This window comes from Spongiactinospora gelatinilytica, assembly GCF_003236385.1.
GTDB lineage: Bacteria > Actinomycetota > Actinomycetes > Streptosporangiales > Streptosporangiaceae > Spongiactinospora > Spongiactinospora gelatinilytica.
In genome coordinates, this window is record NZ_POUA01000101.1 from 1 (window position 1) to 20,619 (window position 20,619).

23 protein-coding genes are annotated in these 20,619 nt (G+C 71.6%); 11 read left to right on the forward strand and 12 right to left on the reverse strand.

Features of this window, described 5'->3' with window-relative positions:
* The first annotated feature begins 43 nt into the window (after nucleotides 1–43).
* On the forward strand, nucleotides 44–601 hold the full coding sequence (locus C1I98_RS14970; RefSeq protein ID WP_233507881.1) for a DUF2306 domain-containing protein: 558 nt from the start codon (nucleotides 44–46) through the stop codon (nucleotides 599–601).
* Here C1I98_RS14970 and C1I98_RS14975 read toward each other — a convergent pair.
* From C1I98_RS14975 to C1I98_RS14995, 5 genes are all read right to left on the reverse strand, one after another.
* Nucleotides 491–1,132, reverse strand: coding sequence for a response regulator (locus C1I98_RS14975; protein ID WP_111167827.1), 642 nt, complete (start codon nucleotides 1,130–1,132; stop codon nucleotides 491–493). The genes C1I98_RS14970 and C1I98_RS14975 overlap by 111 nt on opposite strands.
* Before the next feature lie 20 nt (nucleotides 1,133–1,152).
* Nucleotides 1,153–2,313 carry a sensor histidine kinase gene (locus C1I98_RS14980; protein ID WP_438672082.1) on the reverse strand — a complete coding sequence of 387 codons (1,161 nt, stop codon included), beginning with the start codon at nucleotides 2,311–2,313 and terminating at the stop codon, nucleotides 1,153–1,155.
* A gap of 150 nt (nucleotides 2,314–2,463) precedes the next feature.
* On the reverse strand, nucleotides 2,464–3,123 hold the full coding sequence (lexA, locus tag C1I98_RS14985) for a transcriptional repressor LexA (RefSeq protein WP_111167801.1): 660 nt from the start codon (nucleotides 3,121–3,123) through the stop codon (nucleotides 2,464–2,466).
* 36 nt (nucleotides 3,124–3,159) lie between these two features.
* On the reverse strand, nucleotides 3,160–4,536 hold the full coding sequence (locus C1I98_RS14990; protein ID WP_111167803.1) for an aspartate aminotransferase family protein: 1,377 nt from the start codon (nucleotides 4,534–4,536) through the stop codon (nucleotides 3,160–3,162).
* Between the two features lie 27 nt (nucleotides 4,537–4,563).
* Nucleotides 4,564–6,003, reverse strand: coding sequence for an APC family permease (locus C1I98_RS14995; protein ID WP_111167805.1), 1,440 nt, complete (start codon nucleotides 6,001–6,003; stop codon nucleotides 4,564–4,566).
* A 139-nt stretch (nucleotides 6,004–6,142) separates the two neighbouring features.
* Here C1I98_RS14995 and C1I98_RS15000 point away from each other — a divergent pair, with 139 nt between their 5' ends.
* Nucleotides 6,143–6,748 (forward strand): TetR/AcrR family transcriptional regulator, encoded by a 606-nt coding sequence (locus C1I98_RS15000; RefSeq protein WP_111167829.1) that lies wholly within the window; start codon nucleotides 6,143–6,145, stop codon nucleotides 6,746–6,748.
* Nucleotides 6,748–7,836 carry a DmpA family aminopeptidase gene (locus C1I98_RS15005; protein WP_111167806.1) on the forward strand — a complete coding sequence of 363 codons (1,089 nt, stop codon included), beginning with the start codon at nucleotides 6,748–6,750 and terminating at the stop codon, nucleotides 7,834–7,836. The genes C1I98_RS15000 and C1I98_RS15005 overlap by 1 nt, the downstream gene beginning before the upstream one ends.
* Here the strand turns inward: C1I98_RS15005 and C1I98_RS15010 are convergent.
* From C1I98_RS15010 to C1I98_RS15020, 3 genes are all read right to left on the reverse strand, one after another.
* Complete coding sequence (locus C1I98_RS15010; protein ID WP_233507882.1) at nucleotides 7,811–7,987, reverse strand: alkyl sulfatase C-terminal domain-containing protein; 177 nt, start codon at nucleotides 7,985–7,987, stop codon at nucleotides 7,811–7,813. The two genes, C1I98_RS15005 and C1I98_RS15010, sit on opposite strands and share 26 nt — an antisense overlap.
* 105 nt (nucleotides 7,988–8,092) lie before the next feature.
* Nucleotides 8,093–8,389, reverse strand: a complete 297-nt coding sequence (locus C1I98_RS42880) for a hypothetical protein (protein WP_199536960.1) — start codon at nucleotides 8,387–8,389, stop codon at nucleotides 8,093–8,095.
* 759 nt (nucleotides 8,390–9,148) lie between these two features.
* Nucleotides 9,149–10,831, reverse strand: a complete 1,683-nt coding sequence (locus tag C1I98_RS15020; protein WP_111167810.1) for an ABC-F family ATP-binding cassette domain-containing protein — start codon at nucleotides 10,829–10,831, stop codon at nucleotides 9,149–9,151.
* A gap of 92 nt (nucleotides 10,832–10,923) precedes the next feature.
* Here C1I98_RS15020 and C1I98_RS15025 point away from each other — a divergent pair, with 92 nt between their 5' ends.
* Nucleotides 10,924–11,529, forward strand: coding sequence for a TetR/AcrR family transcriptional regulator (locus C1I98_RS15025; protein ID WP_111167812.1), 606 nt, complete (start codon nucleotides 10,924–10,926; stop codon nucleotides 11,527–11,529).
* A 2-nt stretch (nucleotides 11,530–11,531) separates the two neighbouring features.
* Entirely contained in the window at nucleotides 11,532–12,239 is a 708-nt protein-coding gene (locus tag C1I98_RS15030) for a GAP family protein (protein WP_111167814.1), read from the forward strand.
* A gap of 14 nt (nucleotides 12,240–12,253) precedes the next feature.
* Here C1I98_RS15030 and C1I98_RS43885 read toward each other — a convergent pair whose 3' ends face one another.
* Nucleotides 12,254–12,469: a hypothetical protein gene (locus C1I98_RS43885; protein ID WP_233507883.1), complete on the reverse strand. Its 216-nt coding sequence runs from the start codon at nucleotides 12,467–12,469 to the stop codon at nucleotides 12,254–12,256.
* 33 nt (nucleotides 12,470–12,502) lie between these two features.
* Here C1I98_RS43885 and C1I98_RS43890 point away from each other — a divergent pair, with 33 nt between their 5' ends.
* The 4 genes from C1I98_RS43890 to C1I98_RS15050 all read left to right on the forward strand — a co-directional run bounded on the left by C1I98_RS43890 (nucleotide 12,503) and on the right by C1I98_RS15050 (nucleotide 15,707).
* Nucleotides 12,503–13,141 (forward strand): ATP-binding cassette domain-containing protein, encoded by a 639-nt coding sequence (locus tag C1I98_RS43890; RefSeq protein ID WP_233507884.1) that lies wholly within the window; start codon nucleotides 12,503–12,505, stop codon nucleotides 13,139–13,141.
* Between the two features lie 241 nt (nucleotides 13,142–13,382).
* Nucleotides 13,383–13,805, forward strand: a complete 423-nt coding sequence (locus tag C1I98_RS15040) for a MarR family winged helix-turn-helix transcriptional regulator (protein ID WP_158558042.1) — start codon at nucleotides 13,383–13,385, stop codon at nucleotides 13,803–13,805.
* Nucleotides 13,806–14,070: 265 nt separating this feature from the next.
* Nucleotides 14,071–15,132, forward strand: a complete 1,062-nt coding sequence (locus tag C1I98_RS15045) for an LLM class flavin-dependent oxidoreductase (RefSeq protein ID WP_111167818.1) — start codon at nucleotides 14,071–14,073, stop codon at nucleotides 15,130–15,132.
* Nucleotides 15,129–15,707 (forward strand): NAD(P)H-dependent oxidoreductase, encoded by a 579-nt coding sequence (locus C1I98_RS15050; RefSeq protein WP_111167819.1) that lies wholly within the window; start codon nucleotides 15,129–15,131, stop codon nucleotides 15,705–15,707. The genes C1I98_RS15045 and C1I98_RS15050 overlap by 4 nt, the downstream gene beginning before the upstream one ends.
* Nucleotides 15,708–15,985: 278 nt before the next feature.
* Here C1I98_RS15050 and C1I98_RS41405 read toward each other — a convergent pair whose 3' ends face one another.
* Complete coding sequence (locus C1I98_RS41405) at nucleotides 15,986–16,426, reverse strand: Rossmann-fold NAD(P)-binding domain-containing protein (RefSeq protein ID WP_158558043.1); 441 nt, start codon at nucleotides 16,424–16,426, stop codon at nucleotides 15,986–15,988.
* Here C1I98_RS41405 and C1I98_RS41410 point away from each other — a divergent pair.
* On the forward strand, nucleotides 16,404–16,592 hold the full coding sequence (locus C1I98_RS41410) for an SbtR family transcriptional regulator (protein ID WP_158558044.1): 189 nt from the start codon (nucleotides 16,404–16,406) through the stop codon (nucleotides 16,590–16,592). The genes C1I98_RS41405 and C1I98_RS41410 overlap by 23 nt on opposite strands.
* A gap of 354 nt (nucleotides 16,593–16,946) precedes the next feature.
* Nucleotides 16,947–18,242, forward strand: coding sequence for a cytochrome P450 (locus tag C1I98_RS15060; protein WP_111167823.1), 1,296 nt, complete (start codon nucleotides 16,947–16,949; stop codon nucleotides 18,240–18,242).
* On the opposite strand, the gene C1I98_RS15065 is transcribed toward C1I98_RS15060, so the two are convergent.
* Both C1I98_RS15065 and C1I98_RS15070 read right to left on the reverse strand, forming a co-directional pair.
* Nucleotides 18,239–19,708, reverse strand: a complete 1,470-nt coding sequence (locus tag C1I98_RS15065) for a GMC family oxidoreductase (protein WP_111167833.1) — start codon at nucleotides 19,706–19,708, stop codon at nucleotides 18,239–18,241. The genes C1I98_RS15060 and C1I98_RS15065 overlap by 4 nt on opposite strands.
* 10 nt (nucleotides 19,709–19,718) lie before the next feature.
* Entirely contained in the window at nucleotides 19,719–20,507 is a 789-nt protein-coding gene (locus C1I98_RS15070; RefSeq protein ID WP_111167825.1) for an SDR family NAD(P)-dependent oxidoreductase, read from the reverse strand.
* Between the last annotated feature and the right edge of the window lie 112 nt (nucleotides 20,508–20,619).

Below are 20,619 nucleotides of genomic sequence, written 5' to 3' on the forward strand. Positions count from 1 at the left end.
GACTAGTCGTCGGCAGCGTCAGATGTTTATAAGAGACAGCATCGTGGCCGCGACCTGCTACGGCGTGGCGGGGGCGTTCCAGTTCGCGCCCCGGTTCCGGCGGCGCAGGCCGGGGCGGCACCGCGCGGCCGGGCGGGTCCTGGTCGCTCTCGGTCTCGCGAGCGCGCTGTCGGGGTTGTGGCTGACGCTGCCGCCCGCCGGGGAGGGGCCGCTCGTGGCGTTCCGGCTGGTGTTCGGGTCGGCCATGGCCGGCTGCCTGGTACTCGGCGTCGCCGCCGTCCACCGCCGGGACATCGGCGGGCACCGCGCGTGGATGATCCGGGCGTACGCGATCGGGGCCGCCGCCGGGACGCAGGCGTTCACCCAGGCCATCTGGATCGCCGCCTACGGCCCGCCCGGCGCGCTCACCCGGGAGCTGCTGGTCGGCGCGGGCTGGCTGATCAACGTGGCCGTGGCCGAGTGGATCATCCGCCGCGGGCGGGGCCGCCGCTCAGCGCGGCACCCGGTCGGTCTCGTACGCCCACATGGCGATCTCGACCCGGTTGCGGACGCCGAGCTTGGTCATCAGGCTGGCGACGTGGCTTTTCACCGTGCTCAGTGAGATGTGCAGCTCGTCGGCGATCTCGTTGTTGGTCCGCCCCCTGGCCACGGTCAGCAGGATCTCCTCCTCGCGTTCGGTCAGCGGCTCGATCGGCTGCGCCCGGGGCCCGGACGGGCCGTTGCCCGCGAACGCCGCCAGCAGCCGCGCGGTGATGCTCGGGGCGATCAGCGCGTCCCCGCGCGCGGCGGCGCGCACGGCCTGGGAGAGCAAATCGGGCCCGGCGTCCTTGAGCAGGAAGCCGCGGGCCCCGGCCCGGAGCGCGGCGTAGACGTACTCGTCCAGATCGAACGTGGTGATGACCACGACGGCCATCGGGTCGGCCACGCCGGGCCCGGCCAGCCGGGCGGTGGCCTCGATGCCGTCGCAGCGCGGCATGCGGATGTCGAACAGGCACACGTCGGGCCGCAGCCGCCGGGCCAGTTCGACGGCCCGCAGCCCGTCGCCGGCCTCGGCCACGACCTCGATGCCGGGCTGCGCGTCGAGGATCATCCGCAGCCCGGTGCGCGCGATCTCCTGGTCGTCCGCGACCATCACCTTGATGTCACCGCTGGTCACGTGGGGGCTCCCGTCCGGGGCAGTACGGCGGTCACGGTCCAGCCGCGACCGGGGTTGGGGCCGGCCTCGCAGGTGCCGCCGAGCAGCCCGGCGCGTTCCGTCATGCCGAGCAGGCCGTACCCAAAGGCCGCGATGGGACGCCCTGCGGTGCTGTCACCGTCGTCGGTCACCCGCAGCAGCACCGACGTCTCCCCCGCCGCCACGCTGACCTCGATCCGGGTGGCGTGCCGGGCGTGCCGCCGGGCGTTGGTGACCGACTCCTGGGCGATGCGGTAGATCGCCGCGCCGACTGACGGTGGCACGCCGTCGAGGTCGCCCTCGATCTCCACCTCCACGGACGGGCCGGTACGCGGCCGGTCGGCGAGCTGTTCGAGGTCGGCGAGGTGCGGGTTCGGCGCCATCTCCAGCGGCGCGGACGCGGCGTCCCGGCGGAGTACCAGCACCATCGCCCGCATCTCGGCGAGCGTGCGGGACGCCTCGGCCTCGATCACCCGCAGCGCGGCCACGGCGGCGTCGGCGGCGGTGTCCGGGTCGGCCGCCGCCGTGGCGATGCCCGCCTGCGCCCTGATCGCCATCGCCGACACGTGGTGGGCGACGGTGTCGTGCAGGTCACGGGCCAGTTGCTCGCGTTCCAGCAGCTTGACCTGGGCGAGTTCGCGCATCCGGGCCCCCGCCCGGTACCGGAACGTGCCGCCCAGCGCCGCCGCCGCGAACACGACGGTGAACGCTCCCACGATGTCCCCCGCCACGAGCCGCCCGGCGACGGCGGCGGCCACCACCGTGCCGCAGATCAGCACCAGCCCGGCCAGCGCCTCCCGCCCGGACCCCCACCGCGACAGCGCGTACAGCAGGATCAGCATGTACGCCATCGACGACATCTCCGCCGGATCGGCCCCGGTCAGGAGCTGGATCGCGGCCGTACCGGCGACGGGGACGGCGAGGCTGAGCAGCGGCCTGGTACGCCGCCACAGCAGCGTCACAAGCATGACCAGCGGAAAGATCACCGACAGCGGCCGCCACTGGAGGTCGGTCCGCAGCACGCCTTCCAGCACGATCACCGGCACGAGCAGCCCCACCAGCGCCCAGTCCCGCCAAACCCGCCGCGGAGGATGGGGCGGGCGAGGCTCGGTCCACAAGGAGCGGAGAAGGCCCTGCACGCCCATCATGGTACGAGAGCGACCATCATTTTGGATCAGTCCAAAGCCCCCGATTCCACCCGGGACCTTCCGCTCTCCAGCCACTCGGCGTGCTGCCGGGCCGTGCGCCGGCGGCCGATGCGCTCGGCGGGGCCTGATCGCGGGGGCTGGTCAGATGTTGCGCAGGACCGAGACGACGATGCCCAGGATGGCGGCGTCCTCGCCGTCGATGATGTCGTAGGCGGGGTTGCGGGGTTCGAGGAGGACGCGGCCGGCGCGACGGCGGTAGACCTTGACGGTGGCCTCGCCGTCGATCATCGCGGCCACGATCTGGCCCGAGTACGCCTCGGGCTGCTGCCGTACCACGACGATGTCGCCGTCGCAGATCGCCGCGTCGATCATCGAGTCGCCGCGCACGCGCAGGCCGAACACCGTGCCCCGCCCGGTCAGCTCGCGGGGCAGGGTCAGCGTGTCGTCCAGGTGCTCGACGGCCGTGATGGGCGTGCCCGCCGCGATGTCGCCGACGACGGGCACGGTCACCACGTCGGCGGCCGGTCGCGGGGCCGCGGCCCGTATGAACAGCCGCACGTCGATCGGCCGGGACAGCCCCGTGCCCCGGCGCAGGAACCCCTTGTCCTCCAGGCTCTTGAGGTGGCGCGACACCGACGAGGTGGACCGCAGCCCCACCGCCTGGCCGATCTCGCGCGTGCTCGGCGGGTGGCCGTGCCTGGCCACCCAGTCCCGGATGGTGGCCAGGATGCGCTGCTGCCGCGGCGGCAGGGCCGAGACGTCCAGGTACTCGAACACGTCGGGATCGCCGTAGGAGGTCACCCGCGAAATGCTAGAGCGTCCCGGCCCCGCCGGCGGTCACAGCAACGCGGCGGCCTCGGTGAGGGTGTGCCGCAGGATGCGCTCGATCTCGTCGAACTCGGCCTGGCCGCAGATCAGCGGCGGGGCCACCTGGACCACGGGGTCGCCGCGGTCGTCCGGGCGGCAGTACAGGCCGTTGTCCCGCAGGGCCGCGGGCAGGAAGCCGCGGATCAGCAGGTCGCGCTCCTCGGCGTCCAGGGTCTGCTTGGTGGCCTTGTCCTTGACCAGTTCCACCGCCCAGAAGTAGCCGTCGCCGCGGACGTCGCCGACGATCGGGAGGTCGAGCAGTTTGCGCATGGTCGCCTCGAACGCGGCCTCGTTGTCCAGCACCCGCCGGTTGAGCAGTTCCCTGTCGAAGATGTCCAGGTTGGCCAGCGACACCGCCGCGGCCACCGGGTGGCCGCCGAAGGTGTACCCGTGCGGGAACATGGTCTTCCCGTGCAGGAACGGCTCGGCGATCCGGTCGGTGGCGATCATCGCGCCGATCGGGGCGTAGCCGGAGCTCATGCCCTTGGCGCAGGTCACGATGTCCGGCACGAAACCGAACTTCTCGCAGGCGAAGGTCGTACCGTGCCGCCCGAACGCGCAGATCACCTCGTCGGAGACCAGCAGCACGTCATAGGTGTCGCAGATCTCCCGGACCCGCTGGAAGTATCCGGGCGGCGGGGTGAAACAGCCGCCGGAGTTCTGGACCGGTTCCAGCACGACCGCGGCGACGGTCTCCGGCCCCTCGAACAGGATGGCCTCCTCGATCCGGTCGGCCGCCCACCGGCCGAACGCGACCGGGTCGTCACCGTGCTCGGTGGCGCGGTAGATGTTGGTGTTCGGCACCCGGAAGCCGCCCGGGGTCAGCGGCTCGAACTGCTGCTTCATCGCGGGCAGCCCGGTGATCGCCAGCGCGCCCTGCGGGGTGCCGTGGTAGGCGACGGCCCGGCTGATCACCTTGTGCTTGAGCGGGCGGCCGGTGAGCTTGAAGTACTGCTTGGCGACCTTCCAGGCGCTCTCCACCGCCTCGCCGCCGCCGGTGGTGAAGAACACCCGGTTCAGGTCGCCGGGGGCGGCGTCGGCGAGCCGTTCGGCCAGCTGGATCGCCGGCCGGGTGGCGTACCCCCACACCGGGAAGTACGCCAGCTCGGTGGCCTGGGCGGCCATCACCTCGGCCAGTTCGCGGCGGCCGTGGCCCACCTGGACGACGAACAGGCCGGACAGCCCGTCGAGCATCCGCCTGCCCTGCTCGTCCCAGATGTAGGCGCCCTCGCCCCGGGTGATGACCGGGCCGGGGGGCGCGGCCATCCGGGTGAAGTGCGGCCACAGGTTGCCCCAGCCCGCCTCGGCGACGTCTGCCGTGGGGGGATGGTGCTCGGTGAACGTCATGTACGGTCCCTTCCCTGTACGTTCCGCCTATACGGATTCGAGCGGTTCCGGCGTGTCGGTCTCCTCCCCCGCAGGGCCGCGCAGTACCCACTGGCCGCGCCCCCGCAGCACCAGTAGGTAGTACAGCGCGGCGGCGGCGCACACGCCCAGGGTGATCAGCAGGCTGGTCCGCCCGACCACGGGGTCCATCGCGTTCTGCCAGATGACGTAGGCCAGCGCGGCCAGGGCGAGCACCGGCGCGACCGGGAACCATGGCATCCGGTAGGCGGCGTGCGCGGTGGTGCCGTTGCGCCTCCCGGCGAGCACGGCCAGGCACAGCGCCGCGTACACCGCGACGAGGGAGGTGCCGGTGACGACCAGCAGGAGTTCTTCGTCGGCGAAGCACAGCACGGTGGCGAACCCGCCGGTGACCAGCGTGGCGATCCACGGTGTGCCGGTACGGGGGTGGATCGCGGCGAGGCCCCGGCTGACCGCGCCCGGCCAGGCGGTGTCCCTGCCGGTGCTGAACACCATGCGCGCGGAGATGAGGATGATCGCCAGCACGGCGTTGACGATGGCCAGCGCGATGGCCAGGCTGATCACGGAGTTCACCGTCGCGCCCGCCTTGGTGGCGACGAAGAGGCCCATCATGTTGCCGGAGGCGAACAGCTCGGTCAGCGACGGCGCGCCGAGCAGTACGGCGGTGATCGGGACCAGCTCGGCCACGACGGTGATCGCCAGCGCCCACAGGATGGCGCGGGCGATGCCGCGCTGGGCGTCGGTGGTCTCCTCGCCGAAGTAGACCGCCGAGCCGTACCCGTTGTACGCGAAGATCGCCACGGCCGCCGCGCCGACGATCAGCCCCGCCGAGGCGGGCGCGACGACGCCATCGGCCACCGTGACGGGCGCGGTGAGCAGTTCGCCGAGCGAGCGCGCCGGGTCCAGCAGCCCGAGGGCGCTCACCACGACCAGCGCGATCATCTCGATCGCCAGGAAGATACCGGTGATCCAGGCGTTGAGCTTGATGTCGAACACCGCCAGCACGGTCGCCGCCGCCGTCGTCACCGCGGCCACGACCGGGCCGGGCACCCCCGGGATCAGCACCGCCAGGTACGTGCCGACGCCCAGCGCGATGACCGCGATGATCAGTAGTTGGGTGATCACCAGCAGGCCGAGGATGACGAACCCGGGCAGCCTGCCCAGGGTCCGGCCGACGATGGCGTACTCACCGCCGCTGAGCGGGTAGGCCGAGGCCAGCTCCGCGTAGACGAAGGCCATGAAGACGCCCACCACCGCCGCGATCACGAAACTCCAGAACGCGCCGCTGCCCGCCTGGCGCACGACGCCGGGCGCGATGATGAAAACGGAGGAGGCGGGGGTGATGGCGGAGAGGGTGATGAGCAGGGTGCCGAGTACTTTGAGCCCGCGGCGCAGTGGCGGGGCGGAGGGTGTGGAGGCTGTGGAGGGTGACGACGACGGATCCGACATGGCGGCCTCCTGAGTCGTGGTTCTTTGACTGGCCATAAAAGAACTCGATCCCGGCCGACGTCAATAGTGTCTTGAGCACGACTAAGTCACGAAAAGTAGGCTCTTGCGTTATTTGATGATCGGCTGAAGAATGACCGCCATGCCACGACCAAGCCGAGCGCATCACCGGCGCGGCGAACTCGTCGCCGCGGCCCGTCGAGCCGTTCTCGACCGGGGCGTGCTGGAGCTGCGGCTGCGCGACGTGGCCTCCCAGGCCGAGATGTCCACCGGCTCGGTCCTCTACTACTTCCCGACGCTCGGCGACCTGCTGCACGAGGTGCAGCGCGACGCCGTCGAGCGGTTCTGCGTGGGCCGCGAGGAGGCCGCGCGCCGCGAGCCCGACCCGCGCAGAAAGCTGGTCGGGACCATCAGGGCGGGCCTGCCCACCGGCAGGGACGACGAGCTGAGCGTGCTGCTCTACGAGCTGGGCGCGTACGCCCGCCGCACCCCCGCCTACGCCGCCCAGCACATCCGCCTGTACGAGCGCCAGGCCGGTCTCTACACCGCGATCCTCGAAACGGGCGCGGCGACCGGGGTGTTCGACCTGACCCGCGCCGCCGCCGTCATCGCCCGGGGCCTGGTCGCCCTGGAAGACGGCCTGGGGCTGCACATCACCCAGGCGGTGCCCACGTTCACCCCGGCCGAGGCCGAGACGATGCTGATCGCCTACGCCGCCGACGCCACCCGCTGCGACCTGGAGGTCTGATGCGCGCCCGCGACCTCGGCCTGCCCCTGACCGGGGACACCGGCCCGCTCAACGCGATCACCGACGTGCCCGGCGTCGAGGTCGGCTACACGACGCTGATCGAGGGCGACGCGGTCCGCACCGGCGTGACCGCGATCCTGCCGCGCCCCCGGCCGGACGTCCACCTGCCGTGCGCCGCGGGCCGGTACTCCCTGAACGGCAACGGCGAGATGACCGGCACCGCGCTGCTGGACGAGATCGGGTCGGTACGGCTGCCGGTGCTGATCACCAACACGCACGCGGTGGGGCCGTGCCACCGGGGCGTGATCGACTGGGTGGCGCGGGAGAAACCGCAGGTCGCCGAGCAGTGGCTGCTGCCCGTCGTGGCCGAGACCTGGGACGGCTACCTCAACGACATCAACGGCCCGCACGTCCGGCCCGAGCACGCCGTGGCCGCGATCGACGCCGCGGCCGGGGGGCCGGTCGCCGAGGGGTCGGTCGGCGGCGGCACCGGGATGAACTGCTACGCCTTCAAGGCCGGCAGCGGCACCTCCTCCCGGGTGGTGCGCTATGGCCGGGACTCCTACACGGTCGGCGCGTTCGTCCAGGCCAACTTCGGCTCCCGCAAGGAGCTGACCGTGTGCGGGGTGCCGGTGGGCGCGCTGCTCGCCGACGACAACCCCATCGAGAAGGGCGACTGGCGGCACCCGCCAGGCGCGGGGTCGGTGATCGCCGTCATCGCCACCGACGCGCCGCTGCTGCCCGGCCAGTGCTCGGCGCTGGCCCGCCGGGTGCCGCTCGGCCTGGCCCGCACCGGCACCACGGGCTCGCACTTCTCCGGCGACATCTTCCTGGCGTTCTCCACCGGCAACGTGCTCACCCCGTCGGAGTTCCCGCACGGCGAGCCGGGTTACGACACCCTCCGGCACATCCCCTGGAACCGGCTCGACGCCTTCTTCGCGGCCATCGTCCACGCCGTCGAGGAGGCGGTGCTCAACGCGCTGGTCGCGGCCACCACCATGACCGGCCGCCAGGGCCACCGCGCCCCGGGCGTCCCGGTGGACCGGCTGGTGGACGCGGTGCTCAACGGCCGCATCCCCAGGGGGTGACGATCGGGAACGCGGGTGCCGGGGCGTCGAGCAGGGCGGTGAGGCGGCTCAGGGCGTTGAGGTCGCCTTCGTGGCCGATGCCGTCGGCGGTCGCGCGGCCGGTGAGCAGGCCGCGCAACCGCTCTGTGGTGAGCGTGAGCGTCAGGTCCACCCCCAAAAGGAGCCTTCGGCACGCCCTATTTCTGCGACCCTCACCGTGCTCCCACTGCACCACCGCGCCCCCTGAGCCGCCATCACCCGTCCAGGCGGCTCACTCTCAATGCGGGATGCCCGCGATGATGTTCCGAGCCCCCTTGCGCGCCAGTACGGCGGCGACGTACCCACCCAGCTCATCCGGGCGCGTCGGCGCATCCCATTCATGCGCGTAGGCGAACTTCCCACCCTCTCGGGTAAAAACCATTCCGATCAACGAAAGCTGACCATCCAGAGTCGTGGTGCAGTGCCCGGCGATCGGAGAGTTGCAATGCCCCTGCAAGGCATGCAACATCGCCCGCTCGGCCCGCACATGCAACCGTGTCTCCGCATGATCGAGTAGCCGAAGCAGCTCCACCACTCCGGGATCATCGGTCCGGCACTGAACGCCGATCACCCCTGCACCGACCGCTGGACACATGATGGGGCGTGGAGGAGATCGCGACAGGCCGCTCGGTGTGGGCCGACCTGGAGCTGAAGCGGCCGGCGTGAGCGACGCCGATGAAGGGCGTCGCTGGTGGTCCGAGGGTGAGGTCGCTGTCGGATGGGACTCACGGTCGCCGTCCGCGTCACGCATCTTCGGCATGCTCGCTCCGCGCCACCGTCGCCCACCGTGACATGCAGCACGGGGCCGACCATCTCGAACTCCACCCACACCCGCCCATCCGGCACCCGCCCGGAATCGGAGTGCTGGACCGAGTTAGAGACCAGCTCGCTGACCACCAGCAACACCGGGAACTCGTCCCCGGCATGCCTGTGAACCGCGAGCAGCGCCCGCGCGAACGCCCGTACCACCGGCACCGACGTATCCACACCCGGCAGCAGCACCTTGCCCAGGAACCGCGACATCAGCCCGCACGCCTCCCCGCCTGCACCAGATCACATACCTGAACCGCCGACGTGTTCGAGTCCAGGTGTGAGTACTGCTCAAGATCGGGCATGGGGGGTCATTCGCCCTTTCACTTCAGTGGTGAAGGCCGCCACCGGCACCGATGAGGCCACGGCCGGGAGTATGAGCGCGCCTAGGAATCGAGCCATCGGTCACCCCTAGCTGGGGAAGGTACGAACCCACGGAGAGCCTTCCTCGCCACGAATCCCCGCGGCGGCGACGTCGACCCGGTCATGCAACGGTCGGTCGGGGGTGGCCGGTGACTTCGTCCGCCGCTGGGTAGTTCTTGGACTCCCGCTCGACGCGGGATTCGTCCCAGATGGGTTTCGGGCTTTCGTAGACGGTGCCGTTGGCGCCGAAGATGAGGAAGCGGTCGAAGTCGGCGGCGAACCAGCGGTCGTGGGTGACGGCCAGGACGGTGCCGGAGAAGGAGGCGAGGCCCTGTTGCAGGGCCTCGGCGCCGGCGAGGTCGAGGTTGTCGGTCGGTTCGTCGAGCAGGAGCAGGGTCGCGCCGGACAGTTCCAGTAGCAGGATCTGGAGGCGGGCCTGCTGTCCGCCGGACAGGGTCTCGAAGCGTTGGCCGGCGGCCGGGGCGAGTTCGTAGCGGGCGAGCGCGGCCATCGCGTCGTTCAGGGTGAGGGCGTGGCCGGTCGTCACCAGCTCGGCCGGGGTGCGGCCGTGCAGGTCGGGGCGGGTGTGGGTCTGTACGAAGTGACCGGGGGTCACCCGCGCGCCCAGGCGTACCGAACCCCGGTGCGCGACCTTCGGCACCGCGCCGTCGGCCGCCTCGGCCAGCAGCCGCAGGAAGTGGGACTTGCCCGAACCGTTGGACCCGAGGACGCCCACCCGCTCGCCGTACCAGATCTCCGTGCCGAAAGGCCGCATCAGGCCGGTCAGCTCCAAATTCTCGCAGGTGACGGCGCGTTTGCCGGTGCGGCCACCGCGCAGCCGCATGCGCACGTTCTGCTGCCTGGGCGGGCGCTCGGGCGGCCCCGCCTCCTCGAACCGCGCCAGCCGGGTGCGCGCGGCCCGGTAGGCGGAGGATACGGCGTCGTTGTTGGTGGCGGTCTGGCGGAGGGTCTGGACCAGGCGCCTGAGCTTGGCGTGCTCCTCGTCCCAGCGGCGGCGGCGTTCCTCCAGCCGGTCGATGCGGCTCTGGCGGCCCTCGGCGTACGTCGCGAAGCCGCCGCCGTGGACCCAGACGCCGCGCGCCTCCACGGTCACGATGCGGTCGGTGGCGTCGGCCAGCAGTTGCCGGTCGTGCGAGACCAGCAGGACCGTCTTGGCCGTGGCGCGCAGTCGCTCCTCCAGCCACAGCTTGGCGGGCACGTCAAGGTAGTTGTCCGGTTCGTCGAGCAGCAGGACCTGATCCGGGCCGCGTAGCAGGGCCTCCAGGACGAGCCGTTTCTGCTCACCGCCGGACAAAGTGCCCACCGGGCGCGCCTTGACCGCGTCGTACGGCAGACCCAGGGCCGCCGTCGCGCAGGTGTCCCACACCACGTCCATGTCGTAGCCGCCGGCGTCGGCGTAGTCGCTGATCGCCTGCGCGTAGGCCAGTTGGGTCGCCTCGTCGTCGCGTGCGGCCATCGCCGCCTCGGCCCGTGCCAGGGTCGCGGCGGCGGCGCGCACCCGGTCGGGGGCCACCGAAAGCAGCAGGTCATGGACGGTCCGGTCGTCGCGGACGCTGCCGATGAACTGCCGCATCACGCCCAGCCCGCCGGAGCAGACCACCCGCCCCTCGTCCGGCCGCAGGTCGCCGGCGACCAGCCGTAGCAGGGTGGTCTTGCCCGCGCCGTTGGGCCCGACCAGCCCGGCCTTGACGCCGTCACCGACCCGGAACGACACCTCGTGCAACAGCAGCCGCCCGTCCGGCAGCACGTAGGTGAGCCCGTTTACCTCGATATGTCCCGCCATCGCGTCCTCCCGGGCCGAGTCTACCGGATCGACGTTCGAGTACTAGAACGTCGATCCAGTAGGCGAAAATAATAGTACTGTATTATTTTCTTATGACCCGACATGCCGATCCGGACACGCGGCGACTCCAGATCGCCGAAGCACTGCTCCGCACGCTGGCCGAGCGCGGGCTCGGCGGGACCACGCTGGCCGACGTCGCGGCGGCGGCCGACGTGTCGGTGGGCCTGGTGCAACGGTACTTCCGCACCAAAGACGAGTTGCTGATCTTCGGGATCGAGTACGTCTACCAGCGCGCCACCGACCGCCTCCACCGGGTGGAGATCGCCCCTCCGGTGCGAGACGTCGTGGTACGGCTGATGGAGACGTTCCTCCCGCTGGACGAGACCCGGGAGCGGGAGCTACGGGTCTGGCTGAACTTCCTGACCGCCTCGCTCACCAGCGAGCGGATGGCCGCGATCCACCGGGCCGCGACCGGCGAGCTGATCGACGGCATCACCGACGCCCTCACCGCCGCCCAGCGCACCGGCGAGCCGGACGACGACCTCGATCCGAGGGCGGAGGCGACGGCGCTGGTGGCGTTCGTGGACGGGCTGTGCCTCCACCATGCCGCGACCGGCGACGGCTACGACATCCCCGCGATCCGCGCGGCCCTCGCCACGTACGCCGGGCGGCTGTTCGGGCGGAGGGCCGGCGCGTGAGCATGACACTCGCGCTGGCGCTGGCCGGGCTGGGCCTGATCGACAGCACCAGCTTCGGCACCCTGCTGATCCCGGTCTGGCTGCTGCTCGCCCCCGGCCGGCCGCGCGTCGGCCGGATCGCCGTCTACCTGGCGACGGTGGCGGTGTTCTACCTCTGCGTGGGCGTACTGCTCACCCTGGGAGCCGACGCCGTGCTCGCAGCGGCACGGTCCGCCGTCGCGGCCTTCCCGCCGACCACCCTGAAGGTGGCACAACTGGTCCTCGGCCTGGCGATCATCGCGCTGAGCTACTGGCTGGAGGCGAAGGCCCGGCGGCGCGAGGGCGGTCCCGGCAAGATCCAGCGGTGGCGGGCCAGGGTGATGATGGGCGACGGCGGCGCCGGGGGGCTGATGAACCTGGCGCTGCCGGCGGCGCTGGTGGAGGTGGCCACCATGCTGCCGTACCTCGCGGCGGTGGGCCTGATCGCCAACGCCGACCTGGGCTGGGGGCTCACCGGGGCCTCGCTCGCCGGATACTGCCTGGTGATGATCCTGCCCGCGATCGTCCTCACCATCGCCCGCCGAGCCGCGCACCGGACGGTGGAACCCCTGCTGCAACGCGTCAACGACTGGCTGACCCGGAACACCCCCAAGATCCTGGGCTGGACGCTGGGCGGCATCGGCATCTCCGTGACCCTCAACGCCGTGCTCAGGATCTTCCTGGAAGGCTGACCCGGGGGCCGGAATCACCTGCGGCGGGAGAGGACGGCGAAGGCGGCGAGCAGCACGACCAGCACCCCGGTGAGCCAGCCCATCGCGGTGGTCGCGGGCACGAACCGGGTGGCGATGCCGACGCCGATGGCGGGCGGGCTCAGCCCGACGTAGGAGATCAGGAACAGTCCCGCCAGGGCCTCGGGGCAGGACCTACGGCGCGACGTCGGCTCCTGTCGCCAGGTGAACAAACGGTCGGGATCACGATCGCCGCGATCCGCCCGGTGCTGGAGGTGGTCGTGCAGGCCGGACAACTCGCGCCGCTGCGCGCGAGCGCCCGCCGCGTACTGGAACTGACCGACCAGCCCGCCCAGGTCACCGACACCGCCCGCGAGGCTCCCAGCGTGCGGAACCCGGCGATCCGCTTCGACCGCGCCGCCAACGCCCACGAGTTCATCAGCGCGCTGCCCGGCGGGTACGACGCCGACGCGGGCGAACGGGGCGCCCGGCTCTCCGGCGGCCAGCGCCAGCGACTGGCCATCGCCCGCGCCCTGGTGTCACCCGCGACGGTACTGGTCATGGACGAGGCCGCGTCGAACCTCGACACCGAAAACGAACGCGACATCCAGGCCGCGCTGCGCAACCTCCGCCGCGGGCACACCACGATCGTCATCGCCCACCGGCTCTCCACCATCCGCAGCGCCGACCGGATCATCGTCCTGGATAAGGGACGGGCCGTGGAGAAGCGAAGGCCATTGGGCGCGCGGAGCGCGTCTACTCGCCGGAGGCGAGAGGATCGGCCCGGAGGGGCGATGGGGAACGGCGGGAGAGAAGCAGGCGGTGGGTGGGGTGCTTTTGGTCGGTGCTGGAACGGCGAGCAGGCATGGCACACGTTGAAAGGCCGGGCACAAGGGCGTGACTGAGTACGGCGGGCGGCAGGCACCTGGGCTTGCCGTAACTGGAAACCCGCGTCCCCTTCCGGGGCTGCCATGGCCCGAGCCCGAGGCGGCGTAGAGACGGGCTTCACCGGCTGGTGGCCGGCTACTACCTGCCTGTACAGGCAATGGTACGGCGGACAAGCGCCCGGCCGTTCCCGACTACAGTGCCGTCATGGCGACTGAGAGGTTGCGGCCCCTAGAGGACGATGCCTGGCGAGGCTTCCTGTTGACCCATGACAGGATCTGGCGCTCGATCGAGGCAGGGCTCGCGCCCCTGAACGTGAGCATGGCCGAGTACAGCGTGCTCTCCCTTCTCGGCGAGGCCGGCGAGAAGGGCATGCGGATGTCCGACCTGGCCGAGCGCCGGCTGATGTCCACCGGCGGGTTCACCCGGCTCGCCGACCGCCTGGAACAGCGTGGGCTCATCGAGCGGCGGCGATCGGCCGTCGATGGGCGCGGCTTCGATGTGACGCTGACCACCGAGGGACGCGCCCTGTTGCGCAAGGCGTGGCGTCAGCAGTACCAGGACCTGCACAGGCTCTTCTTCGACCGGCTCGACGACGACGACCTGCGCACCCTCGCCGGCATCTGGGACCGGCTCGCGCCCGAACCGAGCCAGGCCGAACCGACCCAGGCCGAGCCGCGTTAAGCCGAACCGCGCCAAGCCGGGCCCCCACACATGGACGGCTCGCGTCCGCACGCAGCACGAGGGTGCGACAGGCAGCAGGCGGGCGGCCTCCAGCCGGATCTCGTCCTCGGCCAGGGTGAACGACACGCCCTCGCGCCAGGCGATGGGCACCCGAACGCCTTGCGCCGTCGTACCCGCCCGACTCGGCGGGAATAGTTGTCTGCGCAGATAACTTAATACTGTTGTGCCGCGGGATCGCCCCGGCCGCGTAGAGAGGAACGGGCAGATGACATTCGAGATCGGAATCATGACGTTCGGCGAGGTGACGGAAGATCCCGTCACCGGGCGGACGCCTTCGCCGCGGCAGCGCGTGCGGGAGACGATCGAGCAGGCGCGGCTCGCCGACCAGGTGGGCCTGGACGTGTTCGGCGTCGGTGAGCACCACCGCACCGACTTCGTCGGGTCCGCGCCGGCGATCCTGCTCGCCGCCGCGGCCGAGGCGACCGAGCACATCCGGCTGACGAGTTCGGTCACCGTGCTCAGTTCGGAGGACCCGGTGCGCGTCTGGGAGCAGTTCGCCACGATCGACCTGCTGTCGGCGGGCCGGGCCGAGATCATCGCGGGCCGCGGCTCCTACACCGAGTCCTTCCCGCTGTTCGGATACGACCTGCGGGACTACGCGGACCTGTTCCGCGAGAAGCTGGACCTGCTGCTCAAGATCCGCGAGCGCAACCCGCTCACCTGGTCCGGGCGCTTCCGCCCGCCGCTGCACGACGCCGACATCGCGCCCCGCGCGGACGGCGACACCATCCCGATCTGGGTGGGGGTCGGCGGCTCGCCCGCGTCGGCGGTCAGCACCGGCCGGCTCGGCCTGCCGATGGCGCTGGCCCTGCTGCTCGGGCCGGTGACCTACCACGAGCAGACCGTCGAGCTGTACCGCGCCGCCGCCGCGCAGGCCGGGCACGATCCGGCCACGCTGCCGATCAGCATCAACACCCACGGGTACGTCGGGCGCACCAGCCAGGAGGCCCGGGAGACCATGTACCCCTATTTCGCGAAAGGGATGATGGAGAACAACCACCAGCGCGGCCAGGGCTTCCCGCTCTCCCGCCCGGCCTTCGACGCGCAGGTGTCTCCGGGCTCCGGCCTGCTGGCGGGCAGCTCACAGGAGGTCATCGACAAGCTGCTCACCTACCATGAGCTGTACGGCGTCAGCCGCGCCCTCATCCAGATGGGTTTCGGCGGGATGCCACAGAAGGAGCACCTGGCGGCGATCGAGCGGCTGGGCACCGAGGTCGCGCCCGTCGTACGCCGGGAGACCGCCACCCTCGCAGGGCGGACGGCATGATCGCCACCTCGGCGGCCGGTCCGGCGCTGCGCGTCGTGGTGGTCAACGGCAGCCCGAACCGGCCCTCCAAGACGATGGGCCTCGTCGATGTGATCCTGGCGACGCTCGCGGAGATGATGCCGATCCAGACGTCCCGGATCGATGTCTACGAACTCGGCCCGGAGTTCACCGGGGTGGTCGAGCGCGAGCAGGTCTCCCCCGGCGTCGAGGCCGCACTCAAGCTGGCCGAGAACGCCGACCTGCTGATCGCGGCGATCCCGGTGTTCCGGGGGTCCTACCCGGGGATGTTCAAGCACTTCTTCGACCTGGTGGACCAGTACGCGCTGGCCGGCCGGCTCGTCCTGCTCGCCGCCACGGGCGGCGGCGAGCACCACGCGCTCGTCCTTGAACACGCCCTGCGCCCGCTGTTCGGCTTCTTCCAGGCGTTGACCGTGCCGGTCGCGGTCTTCGCCGCCGCCGCCGACTTCGACGGGACCATCCTGCTCAATCCCCGCGTCCACGGCCGTATCCAGATGGCCCTGACCGATGTCGCCGACCTGCTGCGCACCCGCGCCCCCGCCACCGCCGCCCACTGACCTCCTCCGCTCCGGCGGATGGACGGTACGACGGTGCGAAGACACCAGGAACCGCACCCACCGAGCGGACGATCGGCTCACCGCCGATCGCTGGCGGCCCAGGCGGTCGCCGATCGGATAGGGGGTACGGCGGTGCGGAGACGCCGAGGGGGCCACGTCCGGCCGGTCCGGGGGCGGCCCGATGTCGGCACACTCGTGCGCGCCGAGCGGGCGGTTGGCCTGCCGCGGCCGTCAGCGGCCCAGGTGGGGGGCTGCGCGGAGGTGGTCCTGGTTCGCGGTCAGGAAGTCGTCGAAGGTCCGTGGGGGCGGCCGGTCAGGGTGTGGACCGCTGAGGTGGTGGCGGCGAGGTGTCCGGCGGCGGTTTCGGCGGACAGGGCGGCGGCGTCGGAGGCGAACCATGCCGGGACGCCCTGCGCCGTCAGGATGGACGCGAACTCCTCCGGTGAATGGTCCTGGTAGCGGACCGTTCTGCCGATCGTGCGGGAGAGCCTGGCGGCGATGGTGTGGTGATCGAGCGCTTCGGGGCCGGTGAGCGCGTACGTCTCGCCGATCCCGCCGCCGTCGGCCAGCAGTCGTGCGGCGCAGGCCGCGATGTCCGCGCAGTCGATGTAGGACATGCGGCCGTCGCCGTAGGCCCCGCGCAGGCCGCCGTCCATGGTGAAGGCGGCCTGGCCGGTGAGGAAGTTCTGCGAGCGGATGGCCGGCCTGACCGAGCGCATCACCGCCGCCGCGCGCACCGCCGGTCTGCTGCGCCCCGAGGTCCGCGCGGACGACCTCACCGCCTTGATGGGCGCCGCCGCCTGGACCCGCGAGACGGCGGGCGACGACCAGAGCGACCGCCTGATCCGTTTCACCCTCGACGGCTTCCGCCCGCCCGCCACCTGATGACCAGGGCGATTTTCGGGCAGCCGGTATCAATGATTTCCCGATACACCTGATATCGCTTTCCGAAAAGGGTCACCGCCCCCGGATCGGGTCATCTCCCATCGCCCATTGCTTTGTTTACCAAAATGTGTGAACGTCTGGGCATAGTCGCGTCAAGGAGAGAAGGTGGGAAGCATGGCGAGGCTGATCAAGCGCGCATTGCGCCTGCACCGCGGGCAGATGAAGGGTCGTTACCCGATCTACCGACTCCGCTAGCAGCACACTGCACCCGGCGGTGCCGGCGGGTCCCCTAAAGGCCGGCACCGCCTTTTCCCAACAACGGCGAACGGTAGCGAACAGCGGCGAAGGGGCACGATGTCAAAACGTATGGCCGAAGCGATCCCCGGGCCGCGCAATGGCGTTTTCAGCCGCCATCTCGACGAGTACGAATCCCGTCCGGCAGGGTTTCTGGAGGACTGCCGGCGCAGGTACGGCGATGTGTTCCGGTTCGACACCGACGTGGTGGTGGTCACCGACCCGGCCGAGATCACCAAGGTGCTGGTCCACACCAACCGGGACTGCGTACCGAACGCCAACCCGTTGCACGGCGGCAGGTTCCCCACGCCGGAGCAGACCCGGCAATGGATGCGCACCCGCCAGGCGGCGCTGCCGGTGCTGCGGCCCGCCGCGCTGCCCGAGCTGCTGCCCCTGGTGAGCGCGGCGCTGGCGGGCGAGCTACGCGCGCTGGAAGACGGCTGGTTCGACCCGGCCGAGCGGGCCTGGCGGGTCTGCGTGAACACCATGCTGCCGCTGTACTTCCCCGACCCGCCGCCGGGGCTGGCCGACGCGCTGCTGACGGCGTTCACCGAGGGCCGCAAGGCCGGTGAGGCGGCCATCCGCATCCCGAGCTGGTGGCCCAGCCGGCTGCGCCGCCGCGTCCAGCGCGCCGACCACAGCATCCGGGACCATATCGCGCCGCTGCTGGCCGAAGGCCGCCCGGTGTCCGGGGGCGAGCCGGTCACGCTGCTCGAACACCTCCTCACCAGGGACGAGCCGGTGCCCGCCGACGTCGCGCAGGCCGCGCTGGGCATCACCGTGCTGGGCGCGATCGGCACCATGGGCGGGGCCTGGAGCTGGCTGCTGTATCACCTGGCCGCCCATCCCGATCTGTTCGACCGGATACGCGCCGAGGTGGCCGCCGCCCCGGCGGAGGAGGTCGCGGCCCGGCCGGAACGCGCGCTGCCGTACACGCAGGCGTTCGTGCAGGAGGTGCTGCGCTTCCATCCGCCCGCCTGGCTGCTCGGCCGCGACGCGGTCACCGATGTCACGCTCGGCAGATGGACGGTCCCGCCGGGCACGGCCATCATGTTCAGCCCGTACCTGCTGCACCACGACGAGCGTCACTGGAAGGAGCCCGAGCGGTTCGACCCGGCCCGGTGGCTGGGCGACGACCCGCCGCACGCGCCGGGCGCGTACCTGCCCTTCGCCGCCGGGCCGCGCGGCTGCCTCGGTACGCACCTGGGCACGGCGATCCTGCTGCTCACCGCGGCGCACCTGGTCACCGGCCACGACCTCGACGCCCCCGGCCTGGACCGGGTCCGCCCGCTGTTCGGCCCGACGCTGATCCCCGAGGGCATGTCGTGCCGCCTGACCGCACGACACCGCCGTTAAAGGTCCTCACGTACCAGGTCGGCGCACCTTTCCCCGATCATGATGGCGGGCGCGTTGGTGTTCCCCGAGGTGACGGTGGGCATGATCGAGACGTCGGCCACCCGCAGCCCCTCGACGCCGTGCACCCTGAGCCGATGGTCCACGACCGTCCCCATGGCACAGGTCCCGGCCTGGTGGTGGTAGGTGACCAGGGTCCGCGCGATGTGCTCTGACACGTCGCGGTCACCCGGGTAGAGTTCGCCGCCCGCCCACTCCTTCAGCGCGTCGGCGCGGGCCAGTTCCCGGCACAGCTCGACGGCCGCCCGCATGCAGGTGCGGTCGGCCGCGGCCTGGAGGTAGCCGGGATCGATGTGCAGCGGCGCGTCCGGGTCGGCCGAGGTCAGCGCGAGGTGCCCGCGGCTTTCCGGCCGCACGATCCCGGCCATGAGCGTGAAGGCGTCCGCGGGGCCGGTCATCTCCTCGTCGTACAGCGGGATGTGGAAGAACAGCGGCTGCACGTCGGGGGCGGGCAGCCCGGAGCGGCTGCGCCAGAACAACTGGCTGTGCATGGCCTGGAGGCCGGGCAGCGCGGGCGGCACCGGACGGCGGGCGGCCACGATCACCGGGACGAGGGCGTGGTCGTGCAGGTTCCGCCCGACCTCGGGCAGCTTCTCCGCGACGGGGATGTCGTGCCGGCGCAGCGCGGCGGGGTCGCCGAGCCCGGAGAGCATGAGCAGCCGGGGCGATTCGAGGGTCCCGGCGCTGACCACGACCTGGTGTTCGGCGCCGACGCGGTACGGCGTGCCGTCCCTGGTGTACTCGACGCCGACGCACCGCCTGCCGCGCAACAGCAGCCTGCGGGCGCGGGCCCGGGTGCGGATCTCCAGTGTCGGCCGCTCGCCCAGGTAGGCGGTGGCGGTGCTGTGCCGGTGGCCGTCCTTGATGGTGAGCTGGCAGAACCCGGCGCCGTCGACCCGCTCGCCGTTGCAGTCGGGGTTGAACGGGATGCCCTGCTCGACGGCCGCGGCCACGATCGCCGCGTTGACCGGGTGCGGCGTGTAGTCGGAGATCACCCGTACCGGGCCGCCCGCCCCGCGGTAGTCGTCGGCGCCGCGGTCGAAGTCCTCCAGCCGCTTGAAGTACGGGAGCACCTCGGCGTACGACCAGCCGGGCCCCCAGCCGTCGAAGTCGGCCGCCGCGCCCCTGACGAAGATCATGCCGTTGAGCGAGGAGGAGCCGCCCAGCACCTTCCCGCGCGGCCAGTGCAGCCGCCGCCCGCCGAGGTGGCGCTGCGGCGCGGTGAGGTAGTTGTAGTCGTCGGGCCCGCCCCACAGCCGGAACACCCCGCCGGGGTCGCGGATGTCGGGGTCGGTGTCGGGACCGCCCGCTTCGAGCAGCAGCACGCGCATGCCGTCGCCGGCGAGCCGGCCGGCCACGGCGGCCCCGGCCGATCCCGCGCCGACCACGACGACGTCGAAGGTCTCCATCACGCGGACCTCAGCCGAAGGCGAGGGTGGGGAGATCCACGGCGGTGGCGCCGCCGTCGGCGACGACCACGCTGCCGGTCATGATGGCGCTCTCCGGCGAGGCGAGGAACAGGCAGACCGCGGCGATCTCCTCGGCGGTGGCCGGGCGGCGCAGCGGCACGTCCTTGGTGACCAGCGCGTACGCCTCGTCCCTGGTGATGCCGTCCCGTTCGACCAGTTCGTCCATCTGCTCGTCGGCCATCGGGGTGCGCACCCAGCCGGGGCACAGGCAGTTGATCCGTACGCCCCGGGGGCCGTAGTCACGGGCGATCGAGCGGGTCAGGCCCACCAGCGCATGCTTTGTCGTGACATATCCAGCGACGGCCGGCCCGGCCGTCAGCCCCGCGATCGACGACACCGCGACGATCGCCCCCTTGGACTCCAGCAGCGCGGGCAGCGCCTCCCGGCAGGTCACGAAGCAGGTCGTCAGGTTGGACTCGATGCTGAGCCGCCAGTCCTCGTCGTCGGTGTCGGCGACCGCGTTGCCGCCGTGCCCCCCGGCGTTGGCGATCACCACGTCCAGGGACCCGAACCGCTCCACGCCCGCCCGCACGGCCTCGCGCACCTGGGTGGTGTCGGCCATGTCGGCGGGGACGGCCAGGGCCGCCTCCCCCAGGTCGGCCGCCACCTCCGCCAGCGGACCGGGCCTGCGCCCGGTGAGCACGACGCTCGCGCCCTCGGCGACGAACTTGCGGGCGGTGGCCGCGCCGATGCCCGTACCCGCCCCGGCGACCAGTGCGACCTTACCCTTGAGCCTCATCGCCTACTCCTTTCCGGAAGGAAGCTATATGATTTCATAGACGACTTCGTGGAAGAAGGAGCCGCCATGATGTTCTCGCGCCCGCGACCGCCATGGCCCGCCCTCCACGATC

What these genes read in the sequence shown, in the direction of transcription:
- C1I98_RS15050 (WP_111167819.1), top strand. Translation starts at nt 15,129, where the DNA reads ATGATCGCCACCTCGGCGGCCGGTCCGGCGCTGCGCGTCGTGGTGGTC.
- C1I98_RS15005 (WP_111167806.1), top strand. Translation starts at nt 6,748, where the DNA reads ATGCGCGCCCGCGACCTCGGCCTGCCCCTGACCGGGGACACCGGCCCG.
- C1I98_RS15000 (WP_111167829.1), top strand. Translation starts at nt 6,143, where the DNA reads ATGCCACGACCAAGCCGAGCGCATCACCGGCGCGGCGAACTCGTCGCC.
- C1I98_RS41410 (WP_158558044.1), top strand. Translation starts at nt 16,404, where the DNA reads ATGGCCGGCCTGACCGAGCGCATCACCGCCGCCGCGCGCACCGCCGGT.
- C1I98_RS15020 (WP_111167810.1), bottom strand. Translation starts at nt 10,831, where the DNA reads ATGGCGGGACATATCGAGGTAAACGGGCTCACCTACGTGCTGCCGGAC.
- C1I98_RS15045 (WP_111167818.1), top strand. Translation starts at nt 14,071, where the DNA reads ATGACATTCGAGATCGGAATCATGACGTTCGGCGAGGTGACGGAAGAT.
- C1I98_RS15030 (WP_111167814.1), top strand. Translation starts at nt 11,532, where the DNA reads ATGACACTCGCGCTGGCGCTGGCCGGGCTGGGCCTGATCGACAGCACC.
- C1I98_RS14995 (WP_111167805.1), bottom strand. Translation starts at nt 6,003, where the DNA reads ATGTCGGATCCGTCGTCGTCACCCTCCACAGCCTCCACACCCTCCGCC.
- C1I98_RS15060 (WP_111167823.1), top strand. Translation starts at nt 16,947, where the DNA reads ATGTCAAAACGTATGGCCGAAGCGATCCCCGGGCCGCGCAATGGCGTT.
- C1I98_RS41405 (WP_158558043.1), bottom strand. Translation starts at nt 16,426, where the DNA reads ATGCGCTCGGTCAGGCCGGCCATCCGCTCGCAGAACTTCCTCACCGGC.
- C1I98_RS14990 (WP_111167803.1), bottom strand. Translation starts at nt 4,536, where the DNA reads ATGACGTTCACCGAGCACCATCCCCCCACGGCAGACGTCGCCGAGGCG.
- C1I98_RS15065 (WP_111167833.1), bottom strand. Translation starts at nt 19,708, where the DNA reads ATGGAGACCTTCGACGTCGTCGTGGTCGGCGCGGGATCGGCCGGGGCC.
- C1I98_RS14975 (WP_111167827.1), bottom strand. Translation starts at nt 1,132, where the DNA reads ATGGTCGCGGACGACCAGGAGATCGCGCGCACCGGGCTGCGGATGATC.
- C1I98_RS15025 (WP_111167812.1), top strand. Translation starts at nt 10,924, where the DNA reads ATGACCCGACATGCCGATCCGGACACGCGGCGACTCCAGATCGCCGAA.
- C1I98_RS15070 (WP_111167825.1), bottom strand. Translation starts at nt 20,507, where the DNA reads ATGAGGCTCAAGGGTAAGGTCGCACTGGTCGCCGGGGCGGGTACGGGC.